Annotated in this window: 26 protein-coding genes; 13 read left to right on the top strand and 13 right to left on the bottom strand. The window is 68.4% G+C overall.

Features of this window, described 5'->3' with window-relative positions; all coding sequences use genetic code 11:
- Positions 1-40 precede the first annotated feature (40 nt).
- The 7 genes from ING98_01820 to ING98_01790 form a co-directional block, all read right to left on the bottom strand.
- Positions 41-1,690: an ABC transporter substrate-binding protein gene (locus tag ING98_01820; GenBank protein MCA3100587.1), complete on the bottom strand. Its 1,650-nt coding sequence runs from the start codon at positions 1,688-1,690 to the stop codon at positions 41-43.
- Between the two features lie 300 nt (positions 1,691-1,990).
- Positions 1,991-2,599: a molybdenum cofactor guanylyltransferase gene (gene mobA, locus ING98_01815; protein MCA3100586.1), complete on the bottom strand. Its 609-nt coding sequence runs from the start codon at positions 2,597-2,599 to the stop codon at positions 1,991-1,993.
- Positions 2,596-3,456 carry a formate dehydrogenase accessory sulfurtransferase FdhD gene (locus ING98_01810; GenBank protein MCA3100585.1) on the bottom strand — a complete coding sequence of 287 codons (861 nt, stop codon included), beginning with the start codon at positions 3,454-3,456 and terminating at the stop codon, positions 2,596-2,598. Before ING98_01810 ends, mobA begins: the two co-directional genes overlap by 4 nt.
- Entirely contained in the window at positions 3,456-4,754 is a 1,299-nt protein-coding gene (locus tag ING98_01805) for a molybdopterin molybdotransferase MoeA (GenBank protein MCA3100584.1), read from the bottom strand. The genes ING98_01810 and ING98_01805 overlap by 1 nt, the downstream gene beginning before the upstream one ends.
- Before the next feature lie 84 nt (positions 4,755-4,838).
- Positions 4,839-5,840: a GTP 3',8-cyclase MoaA gene (gene moaA / locus ING98_01800; GenBank protein MCA3100583.1), complete on the bottom strand. Its 1,002-nt coding sequence runs from the start codon at positions 5,838-5,840 to the stop codon at positions 4,839-4,841.
- Between the two features lie 88 nt (positions 5,841-5,928).
- On the bottom strand, positions 5,929-7,020 hold the full coding sequence (locus ING98_01795) for an ionic transporter y4hA (GenBank protein MCA3100582.1): 1,092 nt from the start codon (positions 7,018-7,020) through the stop codon (positions 5,929-5,931).
- Positions 7,017-7,406, bottom strand: a complete 390-nt coding sequence (locus tag ING98_01790) for a LysR family transcriptional regulator (protein MCA3100581.1) — start codon at positions 7,404-7,406, stop codon at positions 7,017-7,019. The genes ING98_01795 and ING98_01790 overlap by 4 nt, the downstream gene beginning before the upstream one ends.
- Positions 7,407-7,504: 98 nt before the next feature.
- Here ING98_01790 and ING98_01785 point away from each other — a divergent pair, with 98 nt between their 5' ends.
- Genes ING98_01785 through ING98_01740 form a run of 10 tightly spaced genes read left to right on the top strand, consistent with a single transcriptional unit; the run spans position 7,505 to position 13,765 of the window.
- On the top strand, positions 7,505-8,410 hold the full coding sequence (locus ING98_01785) for a substrate-binding domain-containing protein (protein ID MCA3100580.1): 906 nt from the start codon (positions 7,505-7,507) through the stop codon (positions 8,408-8,410).
- A 2-nt stretch (positions 8,411-8,412) separates the two neighbouring features.
- Complete coding sequence (locus ING98_01780; protein ID MCA3100579.1) at positions 8,413-9,171, top strand: ABC transporter permease; 759 nt, start codon at positions 8,413-8,415, stop codon at positions 9,169-9,171.
- Positions 9,168-9,833, top strand: coding sequence for an ABC transporter ATP-binding protein (locus tag ING98_01775; GenBank protein ID MCA3100578.1), 666 nt, complete (start codon positions 9,168-9,170; stop codon positions 9,831-9,833). The genes ING98_01780 and ING98_01775 overlap by 4 nt, the downstream gene beginning before the upstream one ends.
- Positions 9,830-10,333, top strand: coding sequence for a molybdopterin-guanine dinucleotide biosynthesis protein B (gene mobB, locus ING98_01770; protein MCA3100577.1), 504 nt, complete (start codon positions 9,830-9,832; stop codon positions 10,331-10,333). The genes ING98_01775 and mobB overlap by 4 nt, the downstream gene beginning before the upstream one ends.
- 50 nt (positions 10,334-10,383) lie before the next feature.
- Positions 10,384-10,644 carry a molybdopterin converting factor subunit 1 gene (gene moaD, locus ING98_01765; protein ID MCA3100576.1) on the top strand — a complete coding sequence of 87 codons (261 nt, stop codon included), beginning with the start codon at positions 10,384-10,386 and terminating at the stop codon, positions 10,642-10,644.
- A gap of 3 nt (positions 10,645-10,647) precedes the next feature.
- On the top strand, positions 10,648-11,112 hold the full coding sequence (gene moaE, locus ING98_01760) for a molybdopterin synthase catalytic subunit MoaE (GenBank protein MCA3100575.1): 465 nt from the start codon (positions 10,648-10,650) through the stop codon (positions 11,110-11,112).
- A complete protein-coding gene (gene crcB, locus ING98_01755) occupies positions 11,109-11,510 on the top strand; it encodes a fluoride efflux transporter CrcB (GenBank protein MCA3100574.1) in 402 nt (133 codons plus the stop codon). The genes moaE and crcB overlap by 4 nt, the downstream gene beginning before the upstream one ends.
- Positions 11,510-12,184 carry a RidA family protein gene (locus ING98_01750; protein ID MCA3100573.1) on the top strand — a complete coding sequence of 225 codons (675 nt, stop codon included), beginning with the start codon at positions 11,510-11,512 and terminating at the stop codon, positions 12,182-12,184. Before crcB ends, ING98_01750 begins: the two co-directional genes overlap by 1 nt.
- Positions 12,184-13,194, top strand: coding sequence for a tripartite tricarboxylate transporter substrate binding protein (locus ING98_01745; protein MCA3100572.1), 1,011 nt, complete (start codon positions 12,184-12,186; stop codon positions 13,192-13,194). Before ING98_01750 ends, ING98_01745 begins: the two co-directional genes overlap by 1 nt.
- A 13-nt stretch (positions 13,195-13,207) precedes the next feature.
- Positions 13,208-13,765: a hypothetical protein gene (locus ING98_01740; protein MCA3100571.1), complete on the top strand. Its 558-nt coding sequence runs from the start codon at positions 13,208-13,210 to the stop codon at positions 13,763-13,765.
- Between the two features lie 60 nt (positions 13,766-13,825).
- Here ING98_01740 and ING98_01735 read toward each other — a convergent pair whose 3' ends face one another.
- Entirely contained in the window at positions 13,826-15,334 is a 1,509-nt protein-coding gene (locus ING98_01735) for an NAD(P)H-hydrate dehydratase (protein ID MCA3100570.1), read from the bottom strand.
- A 101-nt stretch (positions 15,335-15,435) separates the two neighbouring features.
- Between ING98_01735 and purL the strand changes: the two genes are divergently transcribed.
- Positions 15,436-19,401, top strand: a complete 3,966-nt coding sequence (gene purL, locus ING98_01730; GenBank protein ID MCA3100569.1) for a phosphoribosylformylglycinamidine synthase — start codon at positions 15,436-15,438, stop codon at positions 19,399-19,401.
- 63 nt (positions 19,402-19,464) lie between these two features.
- Here the strand turns inward: purL and ING98_01725 are convergent, their stop codons facing one another.
- From ING98_01725 to msrB, 5 genes are read right to left on the bottom strand one after another with little or no spacing between them, the layout of a single operon-like run.
- Positions 19,465-20,292, bottom strand: a complete 828-nt coding sequence (locus tag ING98_01725; GenBank protein ID MCA3100568.1) for a peptidylprolyl isomerase — start codon at positions 20,290-20,292, stop codon at positions 19,465-19,467.
- A gap of 42 nt (positions 20,293-20,334) precedes the next feature.
- Positions 20,335-20,616 carry a BolA family transcriptional regulator gene (locus ING98_01720; protein MCA3100567.1) on the bottom strand — a complete coding sequence of 94 codons (282 nt, stop codon included), beginning with the start codon at positions 20,614-20,616 and terminating at the stop codon, positions 20,335-20,337.
- Positions 20,613-21,167, bottom strand: a complete 555-nt coding sequence (locus tag ING98_01715; protein MCA3100566.1) for a septation protein A — start codon at positions 21,165-21,167, stop codon at positions 20,613-20,615. The genes ING98_01720 and ING98_01715 overlap by 4 nt, the downstream gene beginning before the upstream one ends.
- Positions 21,168-21,179: 12 nt before the next feature.
- Positions 21,180-21,890: a hypothetical protein gene (locus ING98_01710; protein MCA3100565.1), complete on the bottom strand. Its 711-nt coding sequence runs from the start codon at positions 21,888-21,890 to the stop codon at positions 21,180-21,182.
- Entirely contained in the window at positions 21,887-22,291 is a 405-nt protein-coding gene (gene msrB, locus ING98_01705) for a peptide-methionine (R)-S-oxide reductase MsrB (protein MCA3100564.1), read from the bottom strand. Before msrB ends, ING98_01710 begins: the two co-directional genes overlap by 4 nt.
- 79 nt (positions 22,292-22,370) lie before the next feature.
- On the opposite strand from msrB, the gene ING98_01700 reads away from it, so the two are divergent.
- Both ING98_01700 and acnA read left to right on the top strand, forming a co-directional pair.
- Positions 22,371-22,748 carry an MAPEG family protein gene (locus tag ING98_01700; GenBank protein ID MCA3100563.1) on the top strand — a complete coding sequence of 126 codons (378 nt, stop codon included), beginning with the start codon at positions 22,371-22,373 and terminating at the stop codon, positions 22,746-22,748.
- Between the two features lie 245 nt (positions 22,749-22,993).
- Entirely contained in the window at positions 22,994-25,681 is a 2,688-nt protein-coding gene (gene acnA, locus ING98_01695) for an aconitate hydratase AcnA (protein ID MCA3100562.1), read from the top strand.
- Positions 25,682-25,695: the final 14 nt, after the last annotated feature.

Raw genomic sequence — 25,695 nt, 5'->3', positions numbered from 1 at the left:
GACGTGCTGCGTCCCGCTCTCCGGCGGGCGGTCGTGTGGATCAGCCGAGCGAAACGGTGTGCAGGTTCAGCAGGTCGACCGGGATGTACTGGAAGCCGCGCACCCGCTTGGTGAACGCCTTGAATACCTTCATGTGCGCGAGCATCGCCAGCGGTGCGTCTTCGAGCAGCACGTCGACGGCGCGGTTGTACAGGACGATGCGGCGCTTGGTGTCGAGCGTGTCGGATGCCTCCGCCACCAGCTTGTCGAACTCGGGGTTCGAATAGCCGACGAAGTTCCATTGGCGGCCGGTGGACCACTCGGGGGTGATCGTCTCGTGCGGATCCAGGTCGGCGATCCATGCCTCGTCGAACATGTCGAAGTCGCCGGTGTTGCGGCGCTTCAGCCACGCCGCGCGGTCTGACAGCTCCACCTTGGGCTTGACTCCGATCTTCGCCAGCATCGGGCCGAGCAGCTGCGAGATGCGGGTGCCGCTGCCGCCCGATCCGGTGAAGCCCTCGGCGACAATGTAGACTGGCGACACTTCGCCCTGGTCGACGGCCTTCTTGCGGAATTCCATCGCCTTCTTCAGGTCGAGCCGATGGCCGCGCGTAGTCTTCGCGATGTTCGCGTCGTAGAACGGGGTCATCGGTGGCGAGATCGGCGTGAATGCGGGAATCGCTTCGCCGAAGTAGCCCTGCTTGACGATCACGTCGCGGTCGATCGCATAGGCGACCGCGCGGCGCAGGTTCGCATCCATGAACGGACCCTTGCGGTTGTTCATGCCGACGTAGCTGTAGTTGCCCTCGACCTGGCCATAGAGCGCGATGTTCTGGGACTTGCGCAGTTCGGGCACGAACTGGAACGGCACCAGCGACAGGCCGTCGACCTGGCCGGCGAGCAGGGCCGCCACGCCCGAACTGGGTTCGCGGATCAGACGGATCTCGACGCGGTCGAGGTAGGGCAGGCCTTTCTCGAAGTAATCGGGATTGCGCTCGAGCACGATCGAGTCGTTCTCTCGCCAGCTCACGAACTTGAACGGACCGGTACCCACCGGGTTGCGGCCATAGTCGCGGCCCAGTTTCTCGATCGCGGAGCGGCAGACGATCGTGCCGGCGCGGCCGGTGCTTCCGGTCAGCGCAACAGGCAGGAACGCATACGGCTTGCTGAATGTGAGCCGGACCGTGAACTCGTCGACGACGTCGACCGACGACAGGTCTTCGAAGTGGTAAGCATGCTGGGACTTGTTCGCCGGATCGCGCACGCGCTCCACGCTCCACTTCACCGCTTCCGCGTTCAGCGGGTCGCCGTTGTGGAACTTGACGCCCTTGCGCAGGCGGAACACGTGGACGCGGTCGCTGACGGCATCCCACTTCTCTGCGAGGTCGGGTTCGAAGCCGACCTTCTTGCCGTCCCAGGTGACCTTGAGCAGGCCATTGAAGACGTTGTTGATCACCTTGATGGAACCCAGCGACGACGTGAAATGCGGGTCGAGCGTGTCGAGCGCATCGATCCACCCCAGCCGTATCGTGCCGCCGCGCTTGACCGGCTGGCCCTGGGCATGGGCATCGGAGACCAGCGAGGCGCTGCCGATGCCGGCCAGGCCGAGCGCGCCTGCGGCGGCACCGGCACCGAGCAGGGCGCGGCGGCCCTGGCTGAAATCCGTCGCCAGCTTGGCGGCGAGGAGGGAACGATGATCGATCTTCGACATGCAGGACTCCGTCAGGGGCTTGGAAGCGGGCCCGGTGCGGTGCAGTGCGACAGCAACGACACGCCGACCGGGCAATTGGTCACAGCCTGATTGCAACTTCCGTGCCGACCTTGGTCGGACCGGTCGCGGCGCCGCCGCCGCCGTTCGTGAACCAGCCGAAGGTGTCTGCTGGTGGGCAATGACCACTCGCTTCCCGGTGGCTGCAGGGCGCCGCGATGGCGCGTGCATGGCCGCGGCGGACCTGCGGCGCTCCGAAGGAGGGCGGGCGTGCACCAGGCTGGCGCACGCCGTATGCGAGCGTCAGCGTCGGCCGGAAGCGGCTCGCAGTTCGTCCGGGGTATTCAGATTGTCGAAGGCCGCTGCCTCGTCGCCGAAATCGACATCGGCGACGCGCAGGGTCGAATACCAGTGGTCGATCTTCCGACCACCGCCTGAGAGGTAGGCGGCCAGGTGCGGATGCAGGTCGCGCCGGCACACGCAGAAGACCGGATGCGGCTGGCTTCCGGTTCGCGCCACTGCAAGGTCCGCTGCCCCGGCGGCGAGTGCCGCGCACAGGCGTTCGACCAGATCGTGCGGCAGGAACGGCGAATCGCAGGGCACGGTGGCCACGAGCGGGTGTGCGGCGGTCGCCAGCCCGCGCTCGAGACCGGCCAGCGGGCCGGCGAAACCTTCGATCGAATCGGCGACGACCTGGTGGCCGAATGCTGCATACCGGTCGAGGTTCTGGTTGGCGTTGATCAACAGTTCTTCGACCTGGGGCAGCAGGCGTTCGATCACATGCGCGACCATCGGTCGGCCGTCGAGCCCTTGCAGGCCCTTGTCGACCCTGCCCATCCGGCGTCCGAGCCCGCCGGCAAGCACGACGCCGGTGACGCCTGCTGTGCGCGGTGTCCGGACCGGTGCTGTCATCGGTCGAAGCGCTCCGCGCCGGTGAACAGGAGGTAGCGGGTGTTGGCCGCACGTCCGATCATCGTGAGGCCGACCTGGCGTGCGATGCGGTACCCCATCTCGGTCAGGCCGGAGCGCGAGACCAGGAAGGGCACGCCCATCTGCGCGCACTTGATAACCATCTCGGAAGTCAGCCGTCCCGTGGTGTAGAACACCTTGTCCCCACCGTCGACCCGGTCGAGCCACATGTGGCCCGCAATCGCATCGACGGCGTTGTGCCGGCCGACATCCTCGACGTAATAGAGTACCTCGGCGCTTGCCGCCACGCGGTCGTCCGCGCCACCGGGGTCGCTGCAGCGCGCGAGCGCGCAGCCATGGACGGCGCCGGCCTGTTTGTAGACGGTCTCGCGCCGGCGTACCGCATCGAGCAGCGCGTAAAGGCTGCGCTGCGACAGGCGCGCGTGCTGCGGCAGGCGGATCGCATCGATCTCCTCCATCAGGCCGCCGAACATCGAGCCCTGGCCGCAGCCGGTGGTGACCGTGCGCTTCGCAGTGCGCGCCGAGAAGTCGGCAGCCCCGGCGCGCGTGGTGACCGCTACTGCATCGACCTCCCAGTCGACATGGACCGCTGCGATCTCGTCGATGCCGGCCACTAGGCGCTGGTTGCGCAGGAAGCCCAGCGCCAGCGCCTCCGGCGCCTGGCCGAGCGTCATCAGCGTCACCAGCTCGCGCTTGTCGACGTACAGCGTCAATGGATGTTCGCCGGCGATGGCGACGGACGAACGCTGGCCATGCTCGTCGAGCGCCTCTACGTCGAAGGTGAGGTCGCGCCGTGCCGTGGTGAGGTCAGGCCGCGTGTCGGGTACGGCCTGTCCCATCAGACCAGGCCTTCGAACATCTGCACATCGACGATGGTGCCCGCCGGCGCATTGCCCTGTTCGACCGGCAGGACGATGAAGCAGTTCGCCTGCGACATCGAGGACAGGATGCCGGAACCCTGCTCGCCGGTGGGCTTCACCTGCCAGCCCTGACCATCGGCTACCGCCGAGAGAATGCCGCGCTGGAACTCGGTGCGTCCCGGCGCCTTCTTCAGCGGCGCGGTACAGGTGGCCTTGAACGTCGGCAACACCGGCATCGGATCGCGACCCATCATCTTCAGCAGCGGCTCGCGCACGAACTGGTAGAACGTGGCCATCACCGCCACCGGATTGCCCGGCAGTCCGAAGAAATGCGCACCCCCGATGCGCCCGTAGGCGAGCGGCCGGCCGGGCTTCATCGCGATCTTCCAGAACACGACTTCGCCCATCCGGTCGAGCATCTGCTTGATGAAGTCCGCCTCGCCGACCGACACGCCGCCGCTGGTGATGATCACGTCGGCTATTCGCGCCGCTTCGGCGAAATGCGCTTCGAGCTTCGCCGGGTCGTCGCGCACCACGCCCATGTCGATCAGGTCGACACCGAGGCGGGTCAGCATGCCGTGGATCGTGTAGCGGTTGCTGTCGTAGACCTGTCCCTCTCCGAGGGTGCCACCGATCGATACCAGTTCGTCGCCGGTCGAGAAGAAGGCCACCCGCAGCCGGCGGAAAACCGTGGCTTCACCGACGCCGAGCGAGGCGAGCAGACCGATCTCCGCCGGGCGCATCCACTGGCCACGCCGCAGCACGGTCGCACCCCGGCGTATGTCTTCGCCGGCATGGCGCACGTTCTGCGCGCGGCGCAGGCCAGCCCCGAAGGTGACCATGCCGTCCTCCGGGCGGGTGTGTTCCTGGGGCACCACGCAGTCGAGCGGTGCCGGTACGACGCCGCCGGTCATGATCCGGATGCATTCGCCCGGTGCGACCTCGCCATTGAACGTGCGCCCTGCGAAGGCGGTGCCGACCACCTTCAGTGTCACGCCCTCACGGCCGTCGACGTCGGAATGGCGCAGGGCATACCCGTCCATCGCCGAGTTGTCGGCCAGCGGCACGTCGAACGGCGAAACGATGTCCTCGGCGAGCACCTGGCCCAGCGCGTCTCGCACCGGCACGCGACGGGTGCCGGTGATCGGCGCGACGAAGCGGTCGATGAAGGCGCGCGCCTTGTCGACCGGCATCGAGTTCGGATCGTAGTCGTCGGCGCAGGAGGCGGCGCGGATCGAGCCGCTGCCTGCGGGTGCTGCGCTATCGGGGTCGGTCATCGTGCGTTCTCGCGGGCCGTTCGGGTGGGTCGAACCGGGGTCGGTCGAATCGGGGTCTGTCGTATCGTCTGCCGCGCCGCACGGTCAGCCGCCGATGTAGGACATCTCGATCTTCTGTGCATGCGTGGTTTCGGCACTGCGCAACTCGGAGTAGCGATCGTCGCGGGCCGACCACACGTTGCGGATCAGCGCGGACAGTTCGGCGTCGGAGGCGTCGGCGCGCAGCGGTGCGCGAAAGTCGGTGCCTCGGGTGGCGAACAGGCATGTGTACAGCTTGCCCTCTGCCGACAGGCGCGCACGGGTGCAGTCGCGGCAGAATGCCTGGGTCACCGACGAGATGAAGCCGACCTCGCCGCTGCCGTCGAGGTAGCGCCAGCGTTCGGCAACCTCGCCGCGGTAGTTCGACGGCACCGGTTCGATCGGAAGCTCCGCGCCGATGCGCGTGGCCAGTTCCGCCGAGGGCACGACCGAGTCGAGTTTCCAGCCATTCGTGTGGCCCACGTCCATGAACTCGATGAAGCGCAGGATGTGGCCGGTGCCCTTGAAGCGACGCGCCATCGCGACCGCATCCTGGTCGTTGACCCCGCGCTTGACCACCATGTTCACCTTGACCGGCAGGCCGACGCGGTGCGCTTCGTCGATGCCTTCGAGCACCTTCTCGACCGGAAAGTCGACGTCGTTCATCTGGCGGAACACGGCGTCGTCGAGTGAATCGAGGCTGACGGTCACCCGTTTCAGTCCGGCGTCTTTCAGTGCCTGAGCCTTCAGCTTCAGCAGGGAGCCGTTCGTGGTGAGCGTGAGGTCGAGATCGCCGTGGTAGGCGAGCATTTCGATCAGCCGCTCGATCTTGCGGCGTACCAGCGGCTCGCCCCCCGTGATGCGGATCTTCTCGATGCCCTGATCGCGGAACAGCCGGACGAGCCGGTGTATTTCGCCGAAGGACAGCAGCGCCTCGCGCTCGAGGAACTGGAAGTCCTTGCCGTAGACCTCCTTCGGCATGCAGTACGTGCAGCGGAAGTTGCACCGGTCGGTCACCGAGATGCGCAGGTCCCGCAACGGGCGATGGAGGGTGTCGACGAGGGTCATCCGGGATGCTGCGAGGGAAACCGCAAAGTATAGCCGCGTGCTCCGGGTATCGAGCCCGGCGCGGGTCTGCCGCGGCCGGGCCGTCGGTTCATGGCACGGCAGCCAGGAACAGGAAGGCCGAGAACAGCACCAGGTGAACCGCGCCCTGCAGGACGGTGGTGCGCCCCGCGCTCAGCGTCAGGGTTGCCACCAGGAGGGTCAGCGCGAGCAGGGCGATCTCCTTCGGCGGCAGGCCGAGCAGCAGTGGCCGGTCGAGCGCGAACGAGAGCACGACCACGACCGGGATGGTCAGGCCGATGCTCGCCAGGGCCGAGCCGAGGGCCAGGTTGAGACTGGTCTGCAGCCTGTTGCCGGCGGCCGCGCGGACCGCTGCCCATGTCTCGGGCAGCAGCACGATCAGCGCGATCACCACCCCGACGACGGCCTGCGGTGCCCCGGCGGCCCGTACCGCCGATTCGAGGGTCGGTGCCAGCGCCTTCGCCAGGCCGACTACCGCGACCAGTGCCACCATGAGCACGATGAACGCGGCCCACGCCACGCCGGTAGACGGCGGCACCGCGTGCAGGTCGACGTCATGGTCGGCGACGTCGGCCGGCAGGAAGTAGTCGCGGTGGCGTACCGTCTGCACGAACACGAACACCGAGTACAGCACGAGCGAAGCGATGCCGGCGAACACCATCTGCGCGGCAGAGAACGTGGGGCCGCTGGTCGTGGTGGTGTAGGCCGGCAGCACCAGGGTGAGGATGGCGAGCGTGGCCAGCACCGCCAGCGCGGAGTTCGACCCTTCGGCGCGGAAGCCGAGGATGTGATGTCGCAGGCCGCCGACCAGGATGCACAGCCCGATGGCACCGTTGCACACGATCATGATCGCGGCGAACACGGTGTCGCGCGGCAGTGCTGCGGTCTCCTCGCCGCCGACCAGCATCAGGGACACGATCAGCGCCACCTCGATCACCGTGACGGCCACTGCGAGGACCAGCGTGCCGAACGGCTCGCCGACCCGCAGCGCGACCACCTCCGCATGGTGGACCGCAGCCAGCACTGCACCGAACAGCATGAGCGCCACGCCCGCGACAGCCAGCGGGCCCAGTTCGCGCCCGGCGGCCATCTGCAGGATCGCGATCGCCGCAGCCGGCAGCAGCAGCGACCAGGCCGGCAACGCGACAGGCAGCCGCATCATGGATGCACCCGTGCGTGTTCGCCGGCACCCAGTGCGAGCGCCGCCGACAGGGCCTGGGTGGCGGCATCCAGCTCCGGGGCGAGCCGGGACTCGATCTCTTCCAGCGCCGCCGCAAGCAGCGCGCCGTACGGCGTGAGCTGCGTTCCGTAGCCACGCCGGGTGACGATCAGTGCCGCCCCCAGCGCCTGCTCCGCATCGCGGATCAGCGCCCAGGCATGGCGGTAGGACAGGCCGAAGCCGCTGGCTGCCTCGCGCAGGGAGTCAACACGCGGCATCCGGCGCAGCAGGTCGAACGCAGCTGCCGGTACGCGCGCGCAGTCGGCGTCGCCAAGCGATACGGTCAGGCGCAGCGAGAGCCTGAGCGGAGCGCGTGCAGCTTGGCCCAAGGGCCCGGCGGTCGGGGTCGAATCGGAAGTCGGCTTCATATTGATCGATTGCATCATCGTGCGTAAGTTTGCCTGCTTGTCAGAGCGAACGGTGCCGTATGCGAAAAGTCCTGTTGCGGTCGTGGGTACGTGCCGGCCTGGCGCCGGGTCGCCAGGGTGTTGCAGCGCTGCTGTGCGCGCTTGTCCTGGTGGGCGTCGCGCGCGCGGCCGAAGCGCCGCCCGGCGGTAGCGCGGTGGCGCAGCGTCCGGCTTCCGAACGCGTGATCCGGATGGCGACCACTACCAGCACCGAGAACTCCGGGCTGCTCGGCTGGCTGCTGCCGCCGTTCGAGAAGGTCTGTGGCTGCTCGGTGCGGGTGGTGTCGGTCGGCACCGGCGCGGCCTTGAAGCTGGGTGCCAACGGCGACGCCGACCTGGTACTGGTGCATGCACGGGCCGCAGAGGACCGCTTCGTCGCAGCCGGCCACGGGGTCGACCGGCGCGACGTGATGTACAACGATTTCGTGCTGGTCGGGCCGAAGGCGGATCCCGCCGGGGTGCGCTCGGCCGGCAACGCGGCCTCGGCACTCAGAGCGGTCGCCGGGCGCCAGCAGCGTTTCGTCTCGCGCGGTGACGAGTCAGGCACGCACCAGATGGAACTCGACCTTTGGAAGTCCGCGGGCGGCCTGCCGAAGTGGGCGGGTTACCTGTCCGCCGGCCGCGGCATGGGCGAAGTGCTGACGATGGCGAGCGAACTGCAGGCCTATGCCTTGACCGATCGCGGCACCTGGGCATCGATGCGCGGCCGGCTTGAACTGGCGGTGCTGTCCGAGGGCGACCCGGCCCTGGCCAATCCCTACGGTGTGATTGCGGTGAATCCCGCGCGCCACCCGGGCATCAATGCGCGCGGCGCACGCGAACTGATCGACTGGCTCACCTCGCCCGAGGGCCAGGCCCGCATTGCATCGTACAAGGCCGGCGGCGAGACGCTGTTCTTCCCCGGTGTGCCGAAGGTTACCCGCTAGCGATGGGACTGCTAGAGCCGACCCTCGAGGCACTGCGCCGCCTGGCCGTGCTCGATCCGGCGCTGTGGACGGTCATCGGTGTGTCGATGCAGGTCTCGCTGGCGGCCATGGCGATCGCCACCCCATTCGCGGTGGGCGCCGGCTACCTGCTCGCGATGACCCGGTTCCCGGGGCGCCGGCTGCTGGTCGTGCTTGTCCAGAGCCTGCTTTCCTTCCCCACGGTAGTGGTCGGCCTGCTGTTGTACCTGCTCCTGTCCCGGCAGGGTCCGTTCGGGGCCTGGCAGCTGCTTTTCACGCGCGAGGCGATGACGATCGGGCAGGTGGTGATCGCCTTCCCGATCGTCTGCGCGTTCACCCTGGCGGCGGTACAGGCGGCCGATCCGCGCCTGCACGAGACCGCGCGGCTGCTCGGTGCGTCGCCGCTGCGTGCCGCTTTCACCGTGCTGCGCGAAGTGCGTTTCGCACTGGTGGCCGCCGTACTCAGCGGTTTCGGCCGCGTGGTATCGGAGGTCGGCTGTGCGCTGCTGGTCGGCGGCAACATCGCGGGGCATACCCGGAGCATCCCGACGGCGATCGCGCTGGAGACGAGCAAGGGAGCCTTCATTGAAGGCATCGCGCTGGGCATCGTGCTGATGGTGGTGGCGCTGGCGGTCAACGTCGCGCTGGCGTTCAGCCAGGGGGCGGGGCAGGGCGCCGCGGTGGCTGGCCATCGGTATCGTTCCGTTGCGCGGGGCGCTGCCGGCCGGCCGGCAGCGCCGTGAGCAGCCCGTTGCTGCTGCGCGCTACGGGGCTGCGCGTGACCCTGGGCGGGCGGGCGGTGCTCGACGGCTGTTCGATCACGCTCGAGGGTGGCGAGGCCTGCGTGCTGACCGGGGACAACGGCGCTGGCAAGACCACGCTGCTGCGCGTGCTGGCCGGGCTGCACGAGCCCGATGCAGGCACGCTGTCGTTCGAAGACCGGCCGGTCGAGGCTGGCCGCTTTCCAAAGGCCGTGCGCCATGCGTTGCAGTTCGTGCCGGCCCACCCACTGCTGTTCTCGACCAGCGTAGCTGCGAATATCGAATACGGACTGCGCGCGCGCGGCGTACCACGCGCGGAAAGCCGCCGCCGCACCGGGCACGCCCTCGACTGGGCGCGCCTGCGGCCGGTCGCCGGCACGCATCCGCGCAGCCTTTCCGCTGGCGAGACGCAGCGTACGGCGATCGCCCGCGCCTGGGTGCTGGCACCGAGGGTGATGCTGTTCGACGAGCCGACTGCCAACCTCGACCAGGCCTCTCATGCGCAGGTCGTCGAGCTACTCGGGCGACTGGTCGAGTCGGGCGCAGCCGTGCTGGTTGCTGCACACGATCGTGCGCTGCTCGGATTGCCCGGCGTGCGGCGGCTGCACCTGGCTGGCGGGCAGCTCGCTACACTCCCCGCATGAACGTCCTCGGCTTCGCCGGCTTTTCCGGCAGCGGCAAGACCACCCTGATCGAACGCCTCGTGCCTGTGCTGGTCGCCCGGGGCTGGCGGGTATCGCTGCTCAAGCATGCGCACCATGCCTTCGATGTGGACCAGCCGGGCAAGGATTCGTGGCGGCACCGCCAGGCCGGTTGCACCGAGGTGCTGGTCGGTTCGGCAAACCGCTGGGCGCTGATGCACGAGCTGCGTGGCGCACCGGAGCCCTCGCTGGATGACCTGATCGCCCGGCTTTCGCCGTGCGACCTGGTGCTGGTGGAGGGATGGAAGCATGCGGCGATCCCGAAGATCGAAGTTCACCGGTCTGCCTGCCCGGCGCCGCTGCTGGCGGCAGCGGACCCCGGGGTCGTGGCGGTGGCGACCGACCTGCCGACGTTGCCGGTGACGGTATGCCGGCTGGACATCGACGACATCCCTGCCATCGCCGACTTCGTGGCCGCACGCTTCCCTCGCGCGGGGGCGTGATCACGCCCGTCCGGGGTGCCGCTGCCCGTCCGGAGCGCTATCATCGAGGCATGGCCATGATCGAGCTTCTCTATTTCGCCCGGCTGCGCGAGGCCTTCGGCGTCGAGCGCGAACGCCTGGAGCTGCCCGAGGGCGTCGCGACCGCAGGGCAATTGCGCGCGTGGCTGGCAGCCCGGGGCGGTGCATGGGCCTGCGAACTGGATGCAGCGCGGCCGGTGCGCATCGCGATCAACCAGGATCTGGCCGGTGCCGGCGAGCCGCTCGCCGACGGCGACGAGGTCGCGCTGTTTCCTCCGGTCACCGGGGGCTGATCGATGCCGGTCCGGGTTCAGGCGGAAGACTTCGACATCTCGTCCGAGATCCGCGCGTTGCGCGCGGGACGCAGCGATGTCGGCGCGGTCGCCAGCTTCATCGGCGTGATGCGCGATTTCAACGAGGGCAGCGGGGTGACCGAACTCACCTTGGAGCACTACCCCGGGATGACCGAGAAGTCCCTGCAGCAGATCGTCGACGAGGCCCATGGCCGCTGGCGCCTGCAGGACGCACTCGTGGTGCACCGGGTCGGACGCATGCGGCCGGCGGACCAGATCGTGCTGGTGATTGCGCTGTCCGCGCATCGCGAAGAGGCGCTTGCCGCGTGCGCGTTCATCATGGACTACCTGAAGACCCGCGCGCCGTTCTGGAAGAAAGAGCGCACGGCCGCCGGCGAACGCTGGGTCGAGTCGCGCGCCAGCGACGATGCTGCGGCCGGGCGCTGGCTGCCTGGCGATCCGCGATGAGCGCATCGGGCCTGCTCGCGGTGGGCATCGGCGCGGCCCTCGGCGCATGGCTGCGCTGGGCGTTCGCGTTGCTTTGGAATCCGCTGTTCCAGCCGGTGCCGCTCGGCACGCTCGCCGCCAACCTCGTGGGCGGACTGCTGATCGGCGCGACCTGGGAACTGCTCGGGCGCAATGCCGGCTGGCCGCCGGAAGTGCGACTGTTCCTGGTCACCGGCTTCCTCGGCGGCCTCACCACCTTCTCGACCTTCTCGACCGAGACCGTCGGCCTGCTCGAGCGAGGGGACTTCGCCTGGGCCGGTGCGCTGGTGGCCCTGCATGTCTGCGGCTCGCTGGCCGCCACGGTCGCAGGCATCGCGATCGTGCGCCGGATTGCGCATGCCGGCGGGGTGGCTGTCTGATGCACGAGACGATCACGCCATGGCTCGGCCACGAGTTCGTCGCGCTATCGGCCGAGGGCGAGACATGCGGAACGGTGAGCGCGCAGATGGCGGATCTGCTCGGCCGCATGGACGAGCGGTTGCGCGAGCAAGGGCTGTCGCTGGCTGACACGGTACGCACCCGCCTCTGGGCACGCGACATGGATGCCTGGGGCGAGGCGGTGGAGGAACGTGCGCGGCTGCTGTCCGGCGACGCCCGCTCGGTCAGCTCGAGCCATATCCGTCCGTCCCGGTTCGCGTCGTCGGCTCGCCTGTCGCTCGACCTGCTGGCGATGCGCCCGAACGACCGGGCGTCGCGCAAGCAGGTGGTCGAGTACGAACCGCGCACGATCGTCGCGCGCCATGTGGTGCGTGAGGGGGTGCAGTTCATTTCCGGCAACACCGTGGTGCTCCCGACTTTCGACGAACAGTTGCCCGTCGTGGTCGGGCGCATCGGTGACACGCTGGCCATGGCCGGCACCTCATGGCGGCGGGTGGTGCGAGCGTCTTTCTTCCTGCATGTGTCGCAGCGGATGGACCACCTGCGCGACGCGTTCCGCCGCCTGGTACCGGATCCGGTCGCCGGCTGCGAATATGCATGGGTGGATACCCGTCAGGGAAAACTGATCGAAATCGAAGTGACCGCGGAGGTGTGATGGGAAAGACCGAGCTGATCGACGGCGGGGCACTCCCGTGGCGCTGCCTTTTGCCGCTGCTGGCCGTTGCTGCTGCTGCGCTGCCTGCCGGCGCGCTGGCGCAGGCGGATTTTCCGAACCGCGCGGTGCGCATCGTGGTGCCGCAGGCGGCGGGGGCGAGCCTCGACATCGCGGCTCGCACGGTCGGCCTGCGGATGCAGGAGGGACTCGGCCAGCCGGTGGTGATCGAGAATCGTCCGGGTGCCAACGCCATCATCGGCATGGAGACGGTGGCCAAGGCGAAGCCGGATGGCTACACGCTGGTCATGGCGCCGCCGTCGGCGGTAGCGATCAACCCGCTCGTGTTCAAGCAGCTGCCCTACGACACGCTGCGCGACTTCGCCCCGGTGTCGCAGGTGACCGGCATCACCTTCGTCGTCGTGGTGAACCCCGCTTTGCCGGTGGCCTCGCTTAAGGACCTCGCGACGCTGGCACGCAAGCGGCCGGGCGAGCTGCCCTACGGTTCGGCCGGGGTCGCCAACATGAACCACCTGTCCGGCGAACTGTTCAGCCAGCTCAATGGCGTGAAGATGCTGCATGTGCCCTACAAGGGCGAGACGCCTGCCGTGACCGACCTGCTGTCGGGCGCCAACGCGGTGATGTTCACCACGCTGCCCTCGGTCACGCAGTACATCCGGTCGGGCAAGCTGCGTGCGGTGGCGGTGATGGGCAGCCAGCGCTCGCCGGTGCTGCCCGAGGTGCCGACCGCCGCCGAGGCGGGCATGGCCGGCATCACGACATCGGGCTGGACCGGCCTGCTTGCGCCCGCGGGGACCTCCAACGATGCGATCCAGAAGCTGTACCGCGAGGTCGCGCGGGTGGTGAAGTTGCCCGACGTCGCGGATACGCTGTCGAAGCTCGGGGCCGACCCGGTCGGCAGTTCGCCCGAGCAGTTCAGTGCATTCATCAAGGCCGAACTGGCGAAGTGGGCGAAGGTCGTCCGTTCGTCGGGCATCGAGCTCGCGCCGTGAACGGGCATCGCCCATGAGGTCTGCGCTGTTCGATCACGCCTTGCGGCTGGTGGTCTCTCGGCCGCCGGTACCGGCGGCGCGCACCGTCACCGAACGCCGGCTGGCCGATCTTTTCTGCACGCTTGCCTCGACCGATGACCTTGTCGTTGCCGGAGAAGCCGAGGACACGATCTGGGCGCTGTGGACGTCCCACGATGAGCCCGAACTCGAACAGCGGCTCGACCGCGCAATCCACCATATCGCCGCGCGCGAGTTCGAGCCTGCCGAGGGATTGCTCGACGCACTGCTGGCCGATCGCGACGATTATGTGGAGGCTTGGAACAAGCGCGCGACGCTTTATTTCCTGATGGAGCGCGACCGGGAAAGTGTCGCCGACATCGTTCGTACGCTGGAACTCGAACCGCGGCATTTCGGCGCGATCTGCGGGTTCGCGCAGATATGCCTGCGCCATGGACGCCGGGCGGAGGCGCTGGCCGCGTTCGAAACTGCGCTGGCGATCAACCCGCACATGGCGGGGCCGAGATCGGCGGTCGACGCATTGAACGCCGAGTTCCGGTCGACCGCGCACTGATCCTGGCACTGACCCGTACGCGGCGCGGACTGCCGCGCCATGCGGCCGTTGCCTTGCCGTTCAGGCGAGCAGCAATCGCGTGCGCAGCGCGACCTCGGATGCGGTGAGCCCGGGCAGCCCGGCCGGTGCGCCATGCGCGGCTGAAACGGCGTCGCCCGCCGCGCCGTGCGCGGTGACCCCGCCGGTCAGGGCATCGGAGGGCGGCAGTCCCTGGGCCAGCAGCGCCGCGATGATGCCGGTCAGCACGTCGCCCATCCCTGCGCTGGCCATGCCGGGGTTGCCGGTCCGATGGATGAACCACGCGCCGCCGGGAAATGCGCTGACGCTGCCACTGCCCTTCAGCACGACCGCCGCATCGAACATCGCCGACAGCGCGAGCGCGCTGCCGATGCGGTCTGCCTGCACCGCGCGGGTGTCGGTCGCCAGCAGCCGGGCAGCCTCGGCCGGATGCGGCGTGAGTATCGACGGGGCGTCCCGTTCGGCGAGCGCAGCGCGCAACGAGGGTGAGCGCGCGACGAGGTTGAGTGCGTCGGCATCGAGCACCAGCGGCAGCGCCGATGCCAGTGCCCAGCGCAATGCGGCGTGCGATTCCGGGAAGTCGCCCAGCCCGGGGCCGACCGCCAGCGTGCCGAGCGACTCGATGCGCGGCAGTTCGTGCCAGCGGCGGACCATCAGTTCGGGCTGCAGCGGATCGCAGGCAGGACCTTGTTCGTCGATCAGGCCGAGGGTCACCCGGCCGGCACCGGCCAGCAGCGCAGCCCGTCCGGCGAGCAGGGCGGCACCGACCATGCCGGGCGCGCCCCCGAGCACGCCGACGCTGCCATGGTTTCCTTTGTGGCTGTTGCGCCGGCGTGGCGGGCGCAGCCCGGCGAGGTGACGAGCATCCAGGGCGTGTCCGGAAGCAGGTACCAGCGCCGTCGCGTCGACATCCAGACTGGCCAGGGTCAGTTCGCCGCAGCAGTCCGGCCCATCGGCGGTCAGCTGCCCCGGCTTGAGCGCGAGAAAGGTAAGGGTACGCGTCGCCTCGACGGCGATACCGTGCACCTGCCCGGTATCGCCGTCCAGCCCGCTCGGCAGGTCGAGCGCGAGGACCTGGGCACCGGCCCGCGCCAGCGTGGCGATCGCCGCGATGCGCGCCGCGAATACGCCATCCGGCGGGCGCTTCAGGCCGATCCCGAACAGCCCGTCAATGACCAGCGGCCAGTGACCTCCCGACGGCGGCGCGCCAAGCGTGCTGCCCCCGGCTGCCCGCCATGCCGCCAGCGCCGCGGCAGCATCCGGCGGGAGCCGGTGCTCATCGCCGTCGAACACCACGTCTACCGGATGGAAGGCTTCGCGCAGCAGTCGCGCGGCCACCAGTGCGTCGCCGCCATTGTTGCCCGGCCCGGCGAACACCAGCACGCGGCCACCGGTATCGCCGAGCATCTCGATCGCCAGGGTGGCCGCCGCGCGACCCGCCCGCTCCATCAGCGGTATGCCGCCATCGCGCGCAATCGCGGCGGCAGCCAGTTGTTCGACCTGGCGCAGGTCGGCGGTCGTGTAGAGCGGGGTCTGGTGTAGGGCGGGCATCGGCGATCCGGATCTTTCCTCCTATTGTAGTCCGCCGCCCGTGTGCCGACGGCCGGTATAATCGCGCTTTGATCCGGGCCCCCGCGCCGAACGTATCCCCGATGACGCAGATCCTCCGGTTGCGCGGCAGTCGCGCTGTTTCCGGATTCCGGTTGCAGAAGCTCCTGGAATCCCTGCGGACCGATGCCCCGTCGATCCGGTTCCTGGCTGCCACCTACTGGCATTTCGTGCACATCGAGCGGCCGCTGTCGCCGGACGAGCAGCAGCGGCTCGAGGCCGTGCTTCAGGGGCCGGGCAGCGAAGGGCCGGGCGATCCTTCGGCGCGGATCGACCTGCTGGTGGTGCCCAGGCTCGGCACGCTGTCGCCCTGGGCTTCGAAGGCGACCGACATCCTGCGTCATTGCGGGCTGCCCGCGGTGCTGCGCATCGAGCGCGGCTGTGCATGGCACCTGCAGCGCGACGATGGTTCGGCGCCGGATGCAGCCCTGCGCACGACGGTCGCGGCACGGGTCCACGACCGCATGACCGAGTCGGTACTCGATTCGCTGGAGGCGGCCGATCGGCTGTTCGACGACCTCTCCGACGCCCCGCTGTCGACCATCGACCTGTCCGGCGACGGGCATGCCGCCCTCGATGCGGCGAACCGCGAACTCGGCCTGGCGCTGTCGGCCGACGAAATCGATTACCTTGTTGCGGCGTTCGGGCGGCTCGGGCGCAATCCGACCGACGTCGAGCTGATGATGTTCGCGCAGGCGAACTCCGAGCATTGCCGGCACAAGATCTTCAATGCGAACTGGGTCGTCGACGGCGTGCCGCGCAGCGAGACGCTGTTCGGGATGATCCGCCACACCCATGCAGTGAGCCCGGCCGGTACCGTCGTCGCCTATGTCGACAACGCTTCGGTGATCGAAGGCTTCGATACCGGGCGGCTGCTCCCGGTACCGGCGCCGGGCGCCGGCCCGGCCGCATCGGATGCACTGCCGCACACCTATGCGTGGCGCAGCGAGCGTACCCACATCCTGATGAAGGTGGAGACGCACAACCATCCGACGGCAATCTCTCCGTTCGCTGGTGCGGCGACCGGTGCCGGCGGCGAGATCCGCGACGAAGCGGCGACCGGCCGCGGCGCCCGCGCCAAGGCCGGGCTGTGCGGCTTCAGCGTGTCGAACCTGAACCTGCCGGGCCACCTGCGTCCGTGGGAACTGCAGCCCGACGGTACGCTCTACGGAAAGCCCGGCCGCATCGACGACGCCTGCCGCATCATGCTCGATGGCCCGATCGGCGCGGCCGCCTTCAACAACGAGTTCGGCCGCCCGAACCTGTGCGGCTATTTCCGGTCGTTCGAGGTCACCTTCGACGGCGAACGGCGTGGCTACCACAAGCCGATCATGCTGGCCGGCGGCCTGGGCAGCATCCCTGCGGGCGGCACGCAGAAGGCGGCGGTACCGGCCGGTGCGCCGCTGGTGCAGCTCGGCGGCCCGGGCATGCTGATCGGCATGGGCGGCGGTGCGGCTTCCAGCATGGATACCGGACACAACTCCGCCGATCTCGACTTCGATTCCGTGCAGCGCGGCAATCCCGAGATGCAGCGCCGCGCGCAGGAGGTCATCGACCGCTGCTGGGCCCTGGGCGACGACAATCCGATCCTTTCCATTCACGATGTCGGTGCCGGCGGGCTCTCCAACGCGCTGCCCGAACTCGCCCATGGTGCCGGGCTCGGAGCCCGCTTCGACCTGCGCGCGGTTCCGGTCGAGACGCGCGGCATGTCGCCGATGCAGATATGGAGCAACGAGTCGCAGGAGCGCTACGTGCTCGCGCTCGATCCGGCGCGGCTCGAGCTGTTCCGCGCCATCGCAGGGCGCGAACGCTGTCCGTTCTCGGTGGTCGGCGCGGCCACGGCCGAAGGCCGTCTCGTGGTCGCCGATCCGAAGTTCGGCAATCGGCCGGTCGACATGCCGATGGACGTGCTGCTCGGCAAGCCGCCGAAGATGCTGCGCGACGTGACGCGTGTCGCGCGTCACGCGCCGCGACTCGACCTCACCGGAGTCGACCTGCGCGAGGCCGTGCACCGGGTCCTGCGGCTGCCGGCGGTGGCCGACAAGTCCTTCCTCGTCACCATCGGCGATCGCAGCGTGGGCGGCCTCACCGCGCGCGACCAGATGGTCGGCCCCTGGCAGGTACCGGTCGCCGATTGCGCGATAACCTTGTCCGGCTTCACCGGCTTCACCGGCGAGGCGATGTCGATCGGTGAGCGCACGCCGCTGGCGCTGGTCGATGCACCGGCCTCTGGCCGAATGGCGGTCGGCGAGGCGATCACCAATATCGCCGCCGCACCGATCGAGGCGCTCGGCCAGGTGAAGCTGTCCGGCAACTGGATGGCCGCAGCCGGCCATCCCGGCGAGGACGCCGCCCTTTTCGACACCGTGCATGCGGTGGCAATGGAGCTGTGTCCGGCGCTCGGTCTGTCGATCCCGGTCGGCAAGGATTCCCTGTCGATGAAGACGGTGTGGCGCGACCCTGCCGCAGGTGATGCAGCGCGTTCCGTCACCTCGCCGGTATCGCTCGTTGTGTCCGCGTTCGCGCCGGTGCACGACGTGCGTGGCGCATCGACGCCCGAGTTGCGTACCGACGCGGGAGATAGCCGGTTGCTGCTGGTCGACCTCGGGCGGGGGCGCGCCCGGCTCGGCGGCTCGGCGCTGGCGCAGGTGTATTCGCTGTTCGGCGACGAGGTGCCGGATCTCGATCGGGCACAGGATCTGGCCGGTTTCTTCGATGCCATGCAGGTACTGCGCGGGCAGGCGCTGCTGCTTGCCTACCACGACCGCTCCGATGGCGGCCTGCTGGCGACAGTCGCAGAGATGATGTTCGCCGGCGGGGTGGGTCTAGACCTGGACCTCGGGGCGATGCTGCCCGGGACCACCGCAGCGGCGGTCATGGCCTGGCTGTTCAACGAGGAACTGGGCGCGGTGTTGCAGGTGAGGGCCGGCGACGTCGCCCGGGCCATCGCGGTTTTCGAAGCGCGCGGCCTCGGCGGCTGTGTCTTTCCGATCGGCCAGCCCAACGCCGGCGACCGGCTGCGCCTGTGCGCCGACGGGCAGGTGCTGCTCGATGAGCCGCGTGCGGCTCTGCGCGAGTCGTGGTCGGAGACCAGCTGGCTGCTTGCGCGCCTGCGCGACAATCCCGAGTGCGCAGATGCTGCCCATGAGAGCGCCTGCGACGCGGCCGAGCCGGGCCTGCATGCGCATCTCGTATTCGATCCGCAGGACACGCTCGCGGCGCCGTGGGTCCATGCCGGGGTCAGGCCGAGGGTGGCGATCCTGCGCGAGCAGGGCGTCAATGGCCAGAACGAGATGGCTGCGGCGTTCGATCGTGCCGGCTTCACCGCGGTCGATGTACACATGAGCGACGTCCTCGAGGGACGCGTTGCACTGGATGCCTTTACAGGCATTGCGGCGTGCGGCGGCTTCTCCTACGGCGATGTGCTCGGCGCCGGCGAGGGCTGGGCGAAGTCGATCCGCTTCAACACCCGTGCCTTCGATGCGTTCAGCGCCTTCTTCGCGCGCAGCGACAGTTTCGGGCTCGGCGTCTGCAACGGGTGCCAGATGATGAGCGGTCTGGCCGACCTGATTCCCGGGGCGGCGCACTGGCCACGGTTCGTGCGCAACCGGTCGGAGCAGTTCGAGGCGCGACTGGTGATGGTCGAGGTTATGGCCACTCGGTCGCTGTTCTTCGAAGGGATGGCGGGCAGCCGCCTTCCGGTGGTGGTGTCGCACGGCGAGGGTTTTCCTCTGTTCTCCTCGCCCGAGTCGATGAAGGCGGCCGAGCCGCTGGTCACGCTGCGGTATGTCGACCCGTCGGGCGCGCCGACCGAGCGCTACCCGCACAATCCCAACGGGGCGCCCGGCGGCATTACCGGGCTTGCCAGCGAAGACGGCCGCTTCAGCATCCTCATGCCGCATCCGGAGCGCGTCTTCCGCACGGTGCAGCTGTCATGGCACCCGCGAGCGTGGGGCGAAGACAGCCCCTGGCTCAGGATGTTCCGCAACGCCCGGCGCAGGGTCGGCTGAGAGGCCTGGGCCGCTGGGTGCGCGCGGCCACCGCATCGAGCCGGGGACGCAGCCTCTGGACTGCTACTCGATCTTTGCCTTTGCACGCACTTCGCCGATCGCCTTTTCGATCGCCTGCTGCTGGAAGCGCTGCTGCAGCTGCTGCTTGACCTCGTCGTAGGGCGGGGCAGCCAGCGGCCGCTCGTCGTCGAGGCGGATGATGTGCCAGCCGAACTGCGACTGCACCGGCGCGGGCGCGGTCTGGCCCTTCTTCAGCTTGACCATCGCGTCGGCGAACGGCTTGACCAGGTTCGCGGGCGGCGTCCAGTCGAGTTCGCCGCCGCGGCCCTTGGAGCCTGTGTCTTCGGACCGCTCGGCCGCGGCTTTCTCGAAAGTGGTCCGCTTGGCGGCGATCGCGGCCATGATCTCCTTGGCCTCGGCTTCGGTCTTGACCAGGATGTGGCGTACCCGGTACTCGCGGTCACCCAGCGCCGAGCGGATCTTCTCGTACTCGGCCTTCATCGCGGCGTCGCTGATCGGATTCTTCGAGATGTAGTCGGCAATATAGGCCTGGGCCAGGATGTTCTGGCGCGCCAGTTCGAGCTGGACCAGTACGTCGGGGTTCTTGTCGAAGCCGCGCTTGGCCGCCTCCTGGCTCACTGCTTCCATGCTCACCAGCTCGTCGCGCACCCGTGCGCGCATCTCGGGCGTGTCGGGGGCGCCGCGCTGGGTCTGCTGCTTCATGAGCATGTCGATCCGGCTCTGCGGGACCGTGACGCCGTTGACGCGCGCGACGGTTCCCTGGGTACCCGGCCCCTTGGAGGCCTGCGAAAATGCGCCGGTACTGATCATCAGCCCTGCCGCGGCGAACACCGCGAGCGAGACCGTACGTTGCAGGGCGAGACTTTTCATGCGATTGCTCCCTTGGATGAATGGTTGTTCTGCCGGTCCATGTCAGGCGGCGCCGGGTTCGCCCGGCGCCCTGGCCTGGATCGCCAGCGCGTGGATGCGTCCGCGCATCAGGTCGCCGAGCGCGGCATAGACCATCCGATGGCGGGCGACCGTAGCGTGTCCGGCGAAGGCTGCGCTGGTCAGCGCCAGGCGGAAGTGCCCGCCGCCGGACGCAGCACCGGCATGCCCTGCATGCAGTGCGCTCTCGTCGTCGATTGCGACTGCTGTCGGGGCCAGAACGCCGAGACGGGCGCGCATCTCGTCGGCGAGGCTCGGGGGATTCATCGCGATCTCCCGTCGGTATCGTCCGCAGCCTCGGCGTAGCGCGACAGGACCAGCGCTTGCGCGAAGACGAACACGAGCATCAGCGCGGTGACCCCGAACAGCTTGAAATTCACCCACGCGTCGGTGGAAAAGTTCTGCGCGACCAGGATGTTCGCCACAGCGAGCATTGCGAAGAATCCCGCCCATGCATAGTTCAGCCCGCGCCAGACTCCGTCAGGCAGGGTTATCTGACTGCCCATCAGCGCGCGCATGGGGTTGCGCCCGAAGCAGGCATGGGCGACGACCAGCCCGACCGTGAACATCAGGTACAGCACAGTGGGCTTCCACTTGATGAACATTTCGTCATGCAGCAGCAGCGTTGCGCCGCCGAATACGACGATCACGCCCAGGCTCAGCCATAGCGCAGGCTCGATCGCGCGACCGCGCAGCCGGAGCCACCCGATCTGCACGAAGGTGGCCGCAATCGCGACCGCCGTGGCGGTATAGAGGCCGGCCAGCTTGTAGGCCGCGAAGAAAAGGATGACCGGGAAAAGGTCGAACAGCCACTTCATGGCTTGGATTGTCTAGGCTCGGGCACGGGATGTCCACTTCGCATTCCGCGACTGCACCATCGTCCGCGCCTCGGGAGAGAAGCCCAGACCGGCCACCTGATGCGCTGCCTGCTGAAAGAACGCCGGGCATTCCGACGGCAGGTGGGCTTCCAGTCTTCGGTATGCGCGTTCCATCTTGCGCAGGTCGCGTGATCGGGTCGAGATGACAGCTGCGTTGATCAGCAGCTGGCGCCAGGGGCGCAGCGGGTCGGTCGAGGTGTGGTCGGCCTGCAGCCGGGTCGCCACATTGGCGATCACGGCCTCGTAGGCGTCCGACAGCGCGATGCATGCGTCGAGGCTGCCCGCGATGTTCGCGCGGTTGGCGAGTGCCGCGACGACCGGGCCGATCTGGCGCAACTGGCCGCGGTGGCGCATGCACCACTGGGCGGCTTCGAGCGAGATGTCGATCACGGCGATGCGCGCATTGCGCAGGTCGAGGCGGTCGGCCCAATTGCCCAGGTCGTGCAGGCATTCGAAGATCTGGTCCGCGATGCCACTCACGTCTTCGGCCAGCACCTCGGCGGTCGGCCCGTACTCGCGGTCGATCCGCTCGCAGTCGTCGACGAACACGTCGATCGCATCGACCAGCATGGCTGGCGTGACCGAGCTTCCGGGCCGCATGCCCGAACGATCGAACGCTGCGATGATCTCCCGTGCAGCGGCCTTGAGACGTACCCGCATCATTCCGACCCTGTCCTGTCGAGCTTCAGTGCCGCCGAATTCATGCAGTAGCGCAGGCCGGTCGGTGCCGGTCCGTCCTCGAATACATGACCCAGGTGCGCGTCGCAGCGCGCGCACAGCACTTCCGTGCGGCGGCTGAACCAGCTGTTGTCGTCCGCGGTGGCGACCGCATCGGGCGCCATCGGACGCCAGAAACTCGGCCAGCCAGTGCCCGAGTCGTACTTGGTCGATGCGTCGAACAGCGGATTGCCGCAGCAGACGCAGCGGTAGGTGCCAGCGTCCTTCGAATCCCAGTAGGCTCCCGTGAACGCGCGCTCGGTGCCGTGCCTGCGCGTGACCTCGTACTGCTCGGCACTCAACTGGGCGCGCCACTCGTCATCGGTCTTCCGGATTTTGTCTGTCATGATCGCGATCTGGCGTGTGTGGCGACTCGAGCGGCCGAATCGAATGGCCTGCCCCGGTAAAGCGAAAAGGAATGATACGGTGACCCTTGCCTACTGGATGATCCTCGCGTGTGCGATGTTGCCCTATCTCACGGTGGCGGTGGCGAAGTACCGGCCGGACTACGACAACGCTTCGCCACGCGCGCAACTCGCGGCGGCGGAAGGTGCCCGACTGCGGGCCTACTGGGCCCACCTGAACCACTTCGAGGCGTTTCCGCCGTTTGCCGCCGCGGTGATTATCGCCCACCTCGCGCAGGCACGGCAGGATTGGGTGGACATCCTTGCCGTTGCCTTCGTTGTGCTGCGGGTCCTTTATGCGGTGCTGTATGTCGCCGACCGTCCGACAGCCCGCTCGCTGGTCTGGTCCGCGGCCTTCTTCTGCATGGTCGGGCTGTTCGTCGCGGCAGCGATCGGCTGATCCGGGCCTGCCCGCCCGGAGGCCGGGCCGGGAGCTTGGTCCGCCTGTGCCGGCGGAGGCGCGCATGGCTGCGAAATGTGCAAAAATCAAAGGCTGTACGACAGCCGCTCGATCCTGATCGCGGCGTGTCGCCGACTGCGGCGCCGGTCGCCGGTTTCCTGCCGTTCCAGGGCCGCCGTTCCGCGAGCGTCCGCGTCATCCCCGGACAGTTCCGTTTACGCACAAGCCTCTGAGAGGAAGCCAGCATGGCCCATGATCCGCTGAACACCCTGCGCGAATTCAAACTGAAGTCCGGCCGCAGCGGCAGGATGTATTCCCTGAAGGCGCTTGAAGATCAGGGATTCGGCAAGACCTCGCGTCTGCCGGTGAGCCTGCGCGTGGTGCTCGAGTCCGTGCTGCGCAACTGTGACGGCCAGCGTATCTCCCCCGACGTGGTGAAGGCGCTGGCCGGATGGCAGCCGAACGGCGCGCGCACGACCGAACTGCCGTTCGTGCTCGCGCGGATCATGCTGCAGGACATGGCAGGCTTCCCCGCGCTCAACGACTTCGCGGCGATGCGCGCCGAGGCGAAGCGCCAGAACTTCGACCCCGCCCGCATCGAGCCTCTGGTCCCGGTCGACCTGGTGGTCGACCACTCGATCGTGGTCGACGTGCACAACTCCACCGACGCGCTGCGCCGGAACATGGAGATCGAGTTCGAGCGCAACGGTGAGCGCTACACCTTCCTGAAGTGGGCCAAGCAGGCCTTCTCCGGCATCCGCGTCGTGCCCCCGGGCAACGGCATCTGCCACCAGGTGAACCTCGAGTACCTGTCGCGCGGCGTTTGGGAGAAAGACGGCATCTACTATCCCGACTCCGCCGTCGGCACCGACTCGCACACCACCATGGTGAATGCGATCGGCGTGCTGGCCTGGGGCGTCGGCGGCATCGAAGCCGAAGCGGCGATGCTCGGCCAGCCGTACTACTTCCTCGAGCCGGACGTGGTCGGCGTGCACATGACCGGAAAGCTCAATCCCGGCGTGACCGCCACCGACCTGGTGCTCACCGTCACCGAACTGCTGCGCAAGTCCAACGTGGTCAACAAGTTCGTCGAGTACTTCGGCGAGGGCGCGTCCACGCTCAGCGCCACTGACCGCGCGACCGTCGCCAACATGGCGCCCGACTACGGCGCGACCTGCGGCTTCTTCGCGATCGACGACAAGACCCTCGAGTACTACCGGATGACCGGCCGGGAAGAGCACTGCGATGCGATCGAGTCGTACCTCAAGGCCCAGGGCATGTTCGGCATCCCGCGCAAGGGCGAGATCGACTACTCGCAGGTGGTCGAGCTGGACCTGTCCACTGTGCGTCCCAGCGTGTCCGGGCCGAAGCAGCCGGAAGAGCGCCTGAACCTCGAGGCGATCAAGGACCGCTTCAACGAGCTGTTCTCCAAGCCGGTCGCCGAAAGCGGCTACAACAAGCCTGCGGCTGACCTCGACAAGCGGTTCCCGGTCGCCAACCCGGCGGTGGGCGACGTCGGCCATGGCGACATCGGCATCGCGGCGATCACCTCCTGCACCAACACGTCGAACCCGTGGGTGCTGCTGGCCGCCGGCCTGCTGGCGAAGAAGGCGGTCGAGAAGGGCATGAAGCCGCATCCGCGGGTGAAGACCTCGCTCGCGCCCGGCTCCAAGGTGGTGACGGCCTACCTGAAGGACGCCGGCCTGATGCCCTACCTGGAGCAGCTCGGCTACCACGTGGTGGCCTACGGCTGCACGACCTGCATGGGCCTCGCCGGGCCGCTGGACAAGGACCTGGAAGAGTCGATCGTTAAGAACGACGTGATTTGCGCCGCGGTCCTGTCCGGCAACCGCAACTTCGAAGCGCGCGTGCACCAGTCGCTGAAGGCCAACTTCCTGATGAGCCCGCCGCTCGTGATCGCTTTCGCGCTCGCCGGCACCGTGCGCATCGACATGGACAAGGATCCGATCGGCAACGACAAGGACGGCAAGCCGGTCTTCCTGAAGGACCTGTGGCCGACGCCCGCCGAAGTCGAGGCGGTGATGAAGTTCGCGCTCAATCCCGAGAGCTTCCGCCGCGAGTACGGCGACCTGTCCGGTGCCAAGGACCTCTGGGATGGCATCCCGGAGGCGAAGGGCGCGCTGTTCGACTGGGACGACAAGTCGACCTACCTGCTCGAGCCGCCGCTGTTCGAGGGCTTCAGCCGCACCCTGCCCAAGGTCACCGACGTCCGCGGTGGCCGCGCGCTGGGCATCTTCGGCAACAAGCTGACCACCGACCACATCAGCCCGGTGGCGCCGATCCGCAAGGGCACGCTCGCGGGCGACTGGTTGGTGGCGGCTGGCAGCACCGACCTTTCCAGCTTCGGATCGCGGCGCACCAACCACGAGGTGATGGTCCGCGGCGCGTTCGCCAACCCGCGCATCAAGAACCTGATGGTGCCCGGCTCGGAAGGCGGCGTCACCTTCCACCAGCCCGACGGCGCGAAGATGCAGATCTTCGACGCGTCGATGCAGTACCAGAAGGACAAGGTTCCGTTGTTCGTCTTCGGCGGCGAGGCCTATGGCACCGGTTCCTCGCGCGACTGGGCGGCCAAGGGCACCCAGATGCTCGGCATCAAGGTAGTCGTGGCGCGCGGCTACGAGCGCATTCACCGTTCGAACCTCGTCGGCATGGGCGTGCTGCCCTGCCAGTTCAAGGGTGCCGACAGCGTGCAGTCGTTGGGCATCACCGGCGAGGAAAGCTACGACCTGCTGGGCGTCGAAGGCGGCAACATCAAGCCGCTGCAGGACGTCACGCTGGTGATCCACCGCAAGGACGGCAGCACGCAGAACGTGGCCGTCACGCTGCGCGTGGATTCCCCGATCGAGGTCGAGTACCTCAAGAACGGCGGCATCCTGCCGTTCGTGCTGCGTGAGCTGATGGCTGCGTAGCCGGGTTCCACCCG

It is taken from the genome of Rhodocyclaceae bacterium (assembly GCA_020248265.1).
Lineage (GTDB): Bacteria > Pseudomonadota > Gammaproteobacteria > Burkholderiales > CAIKXV01 > CAIKXV01.
This window is presented reverse-complemented; position numbering and strand designations above follow the sequence as displayed.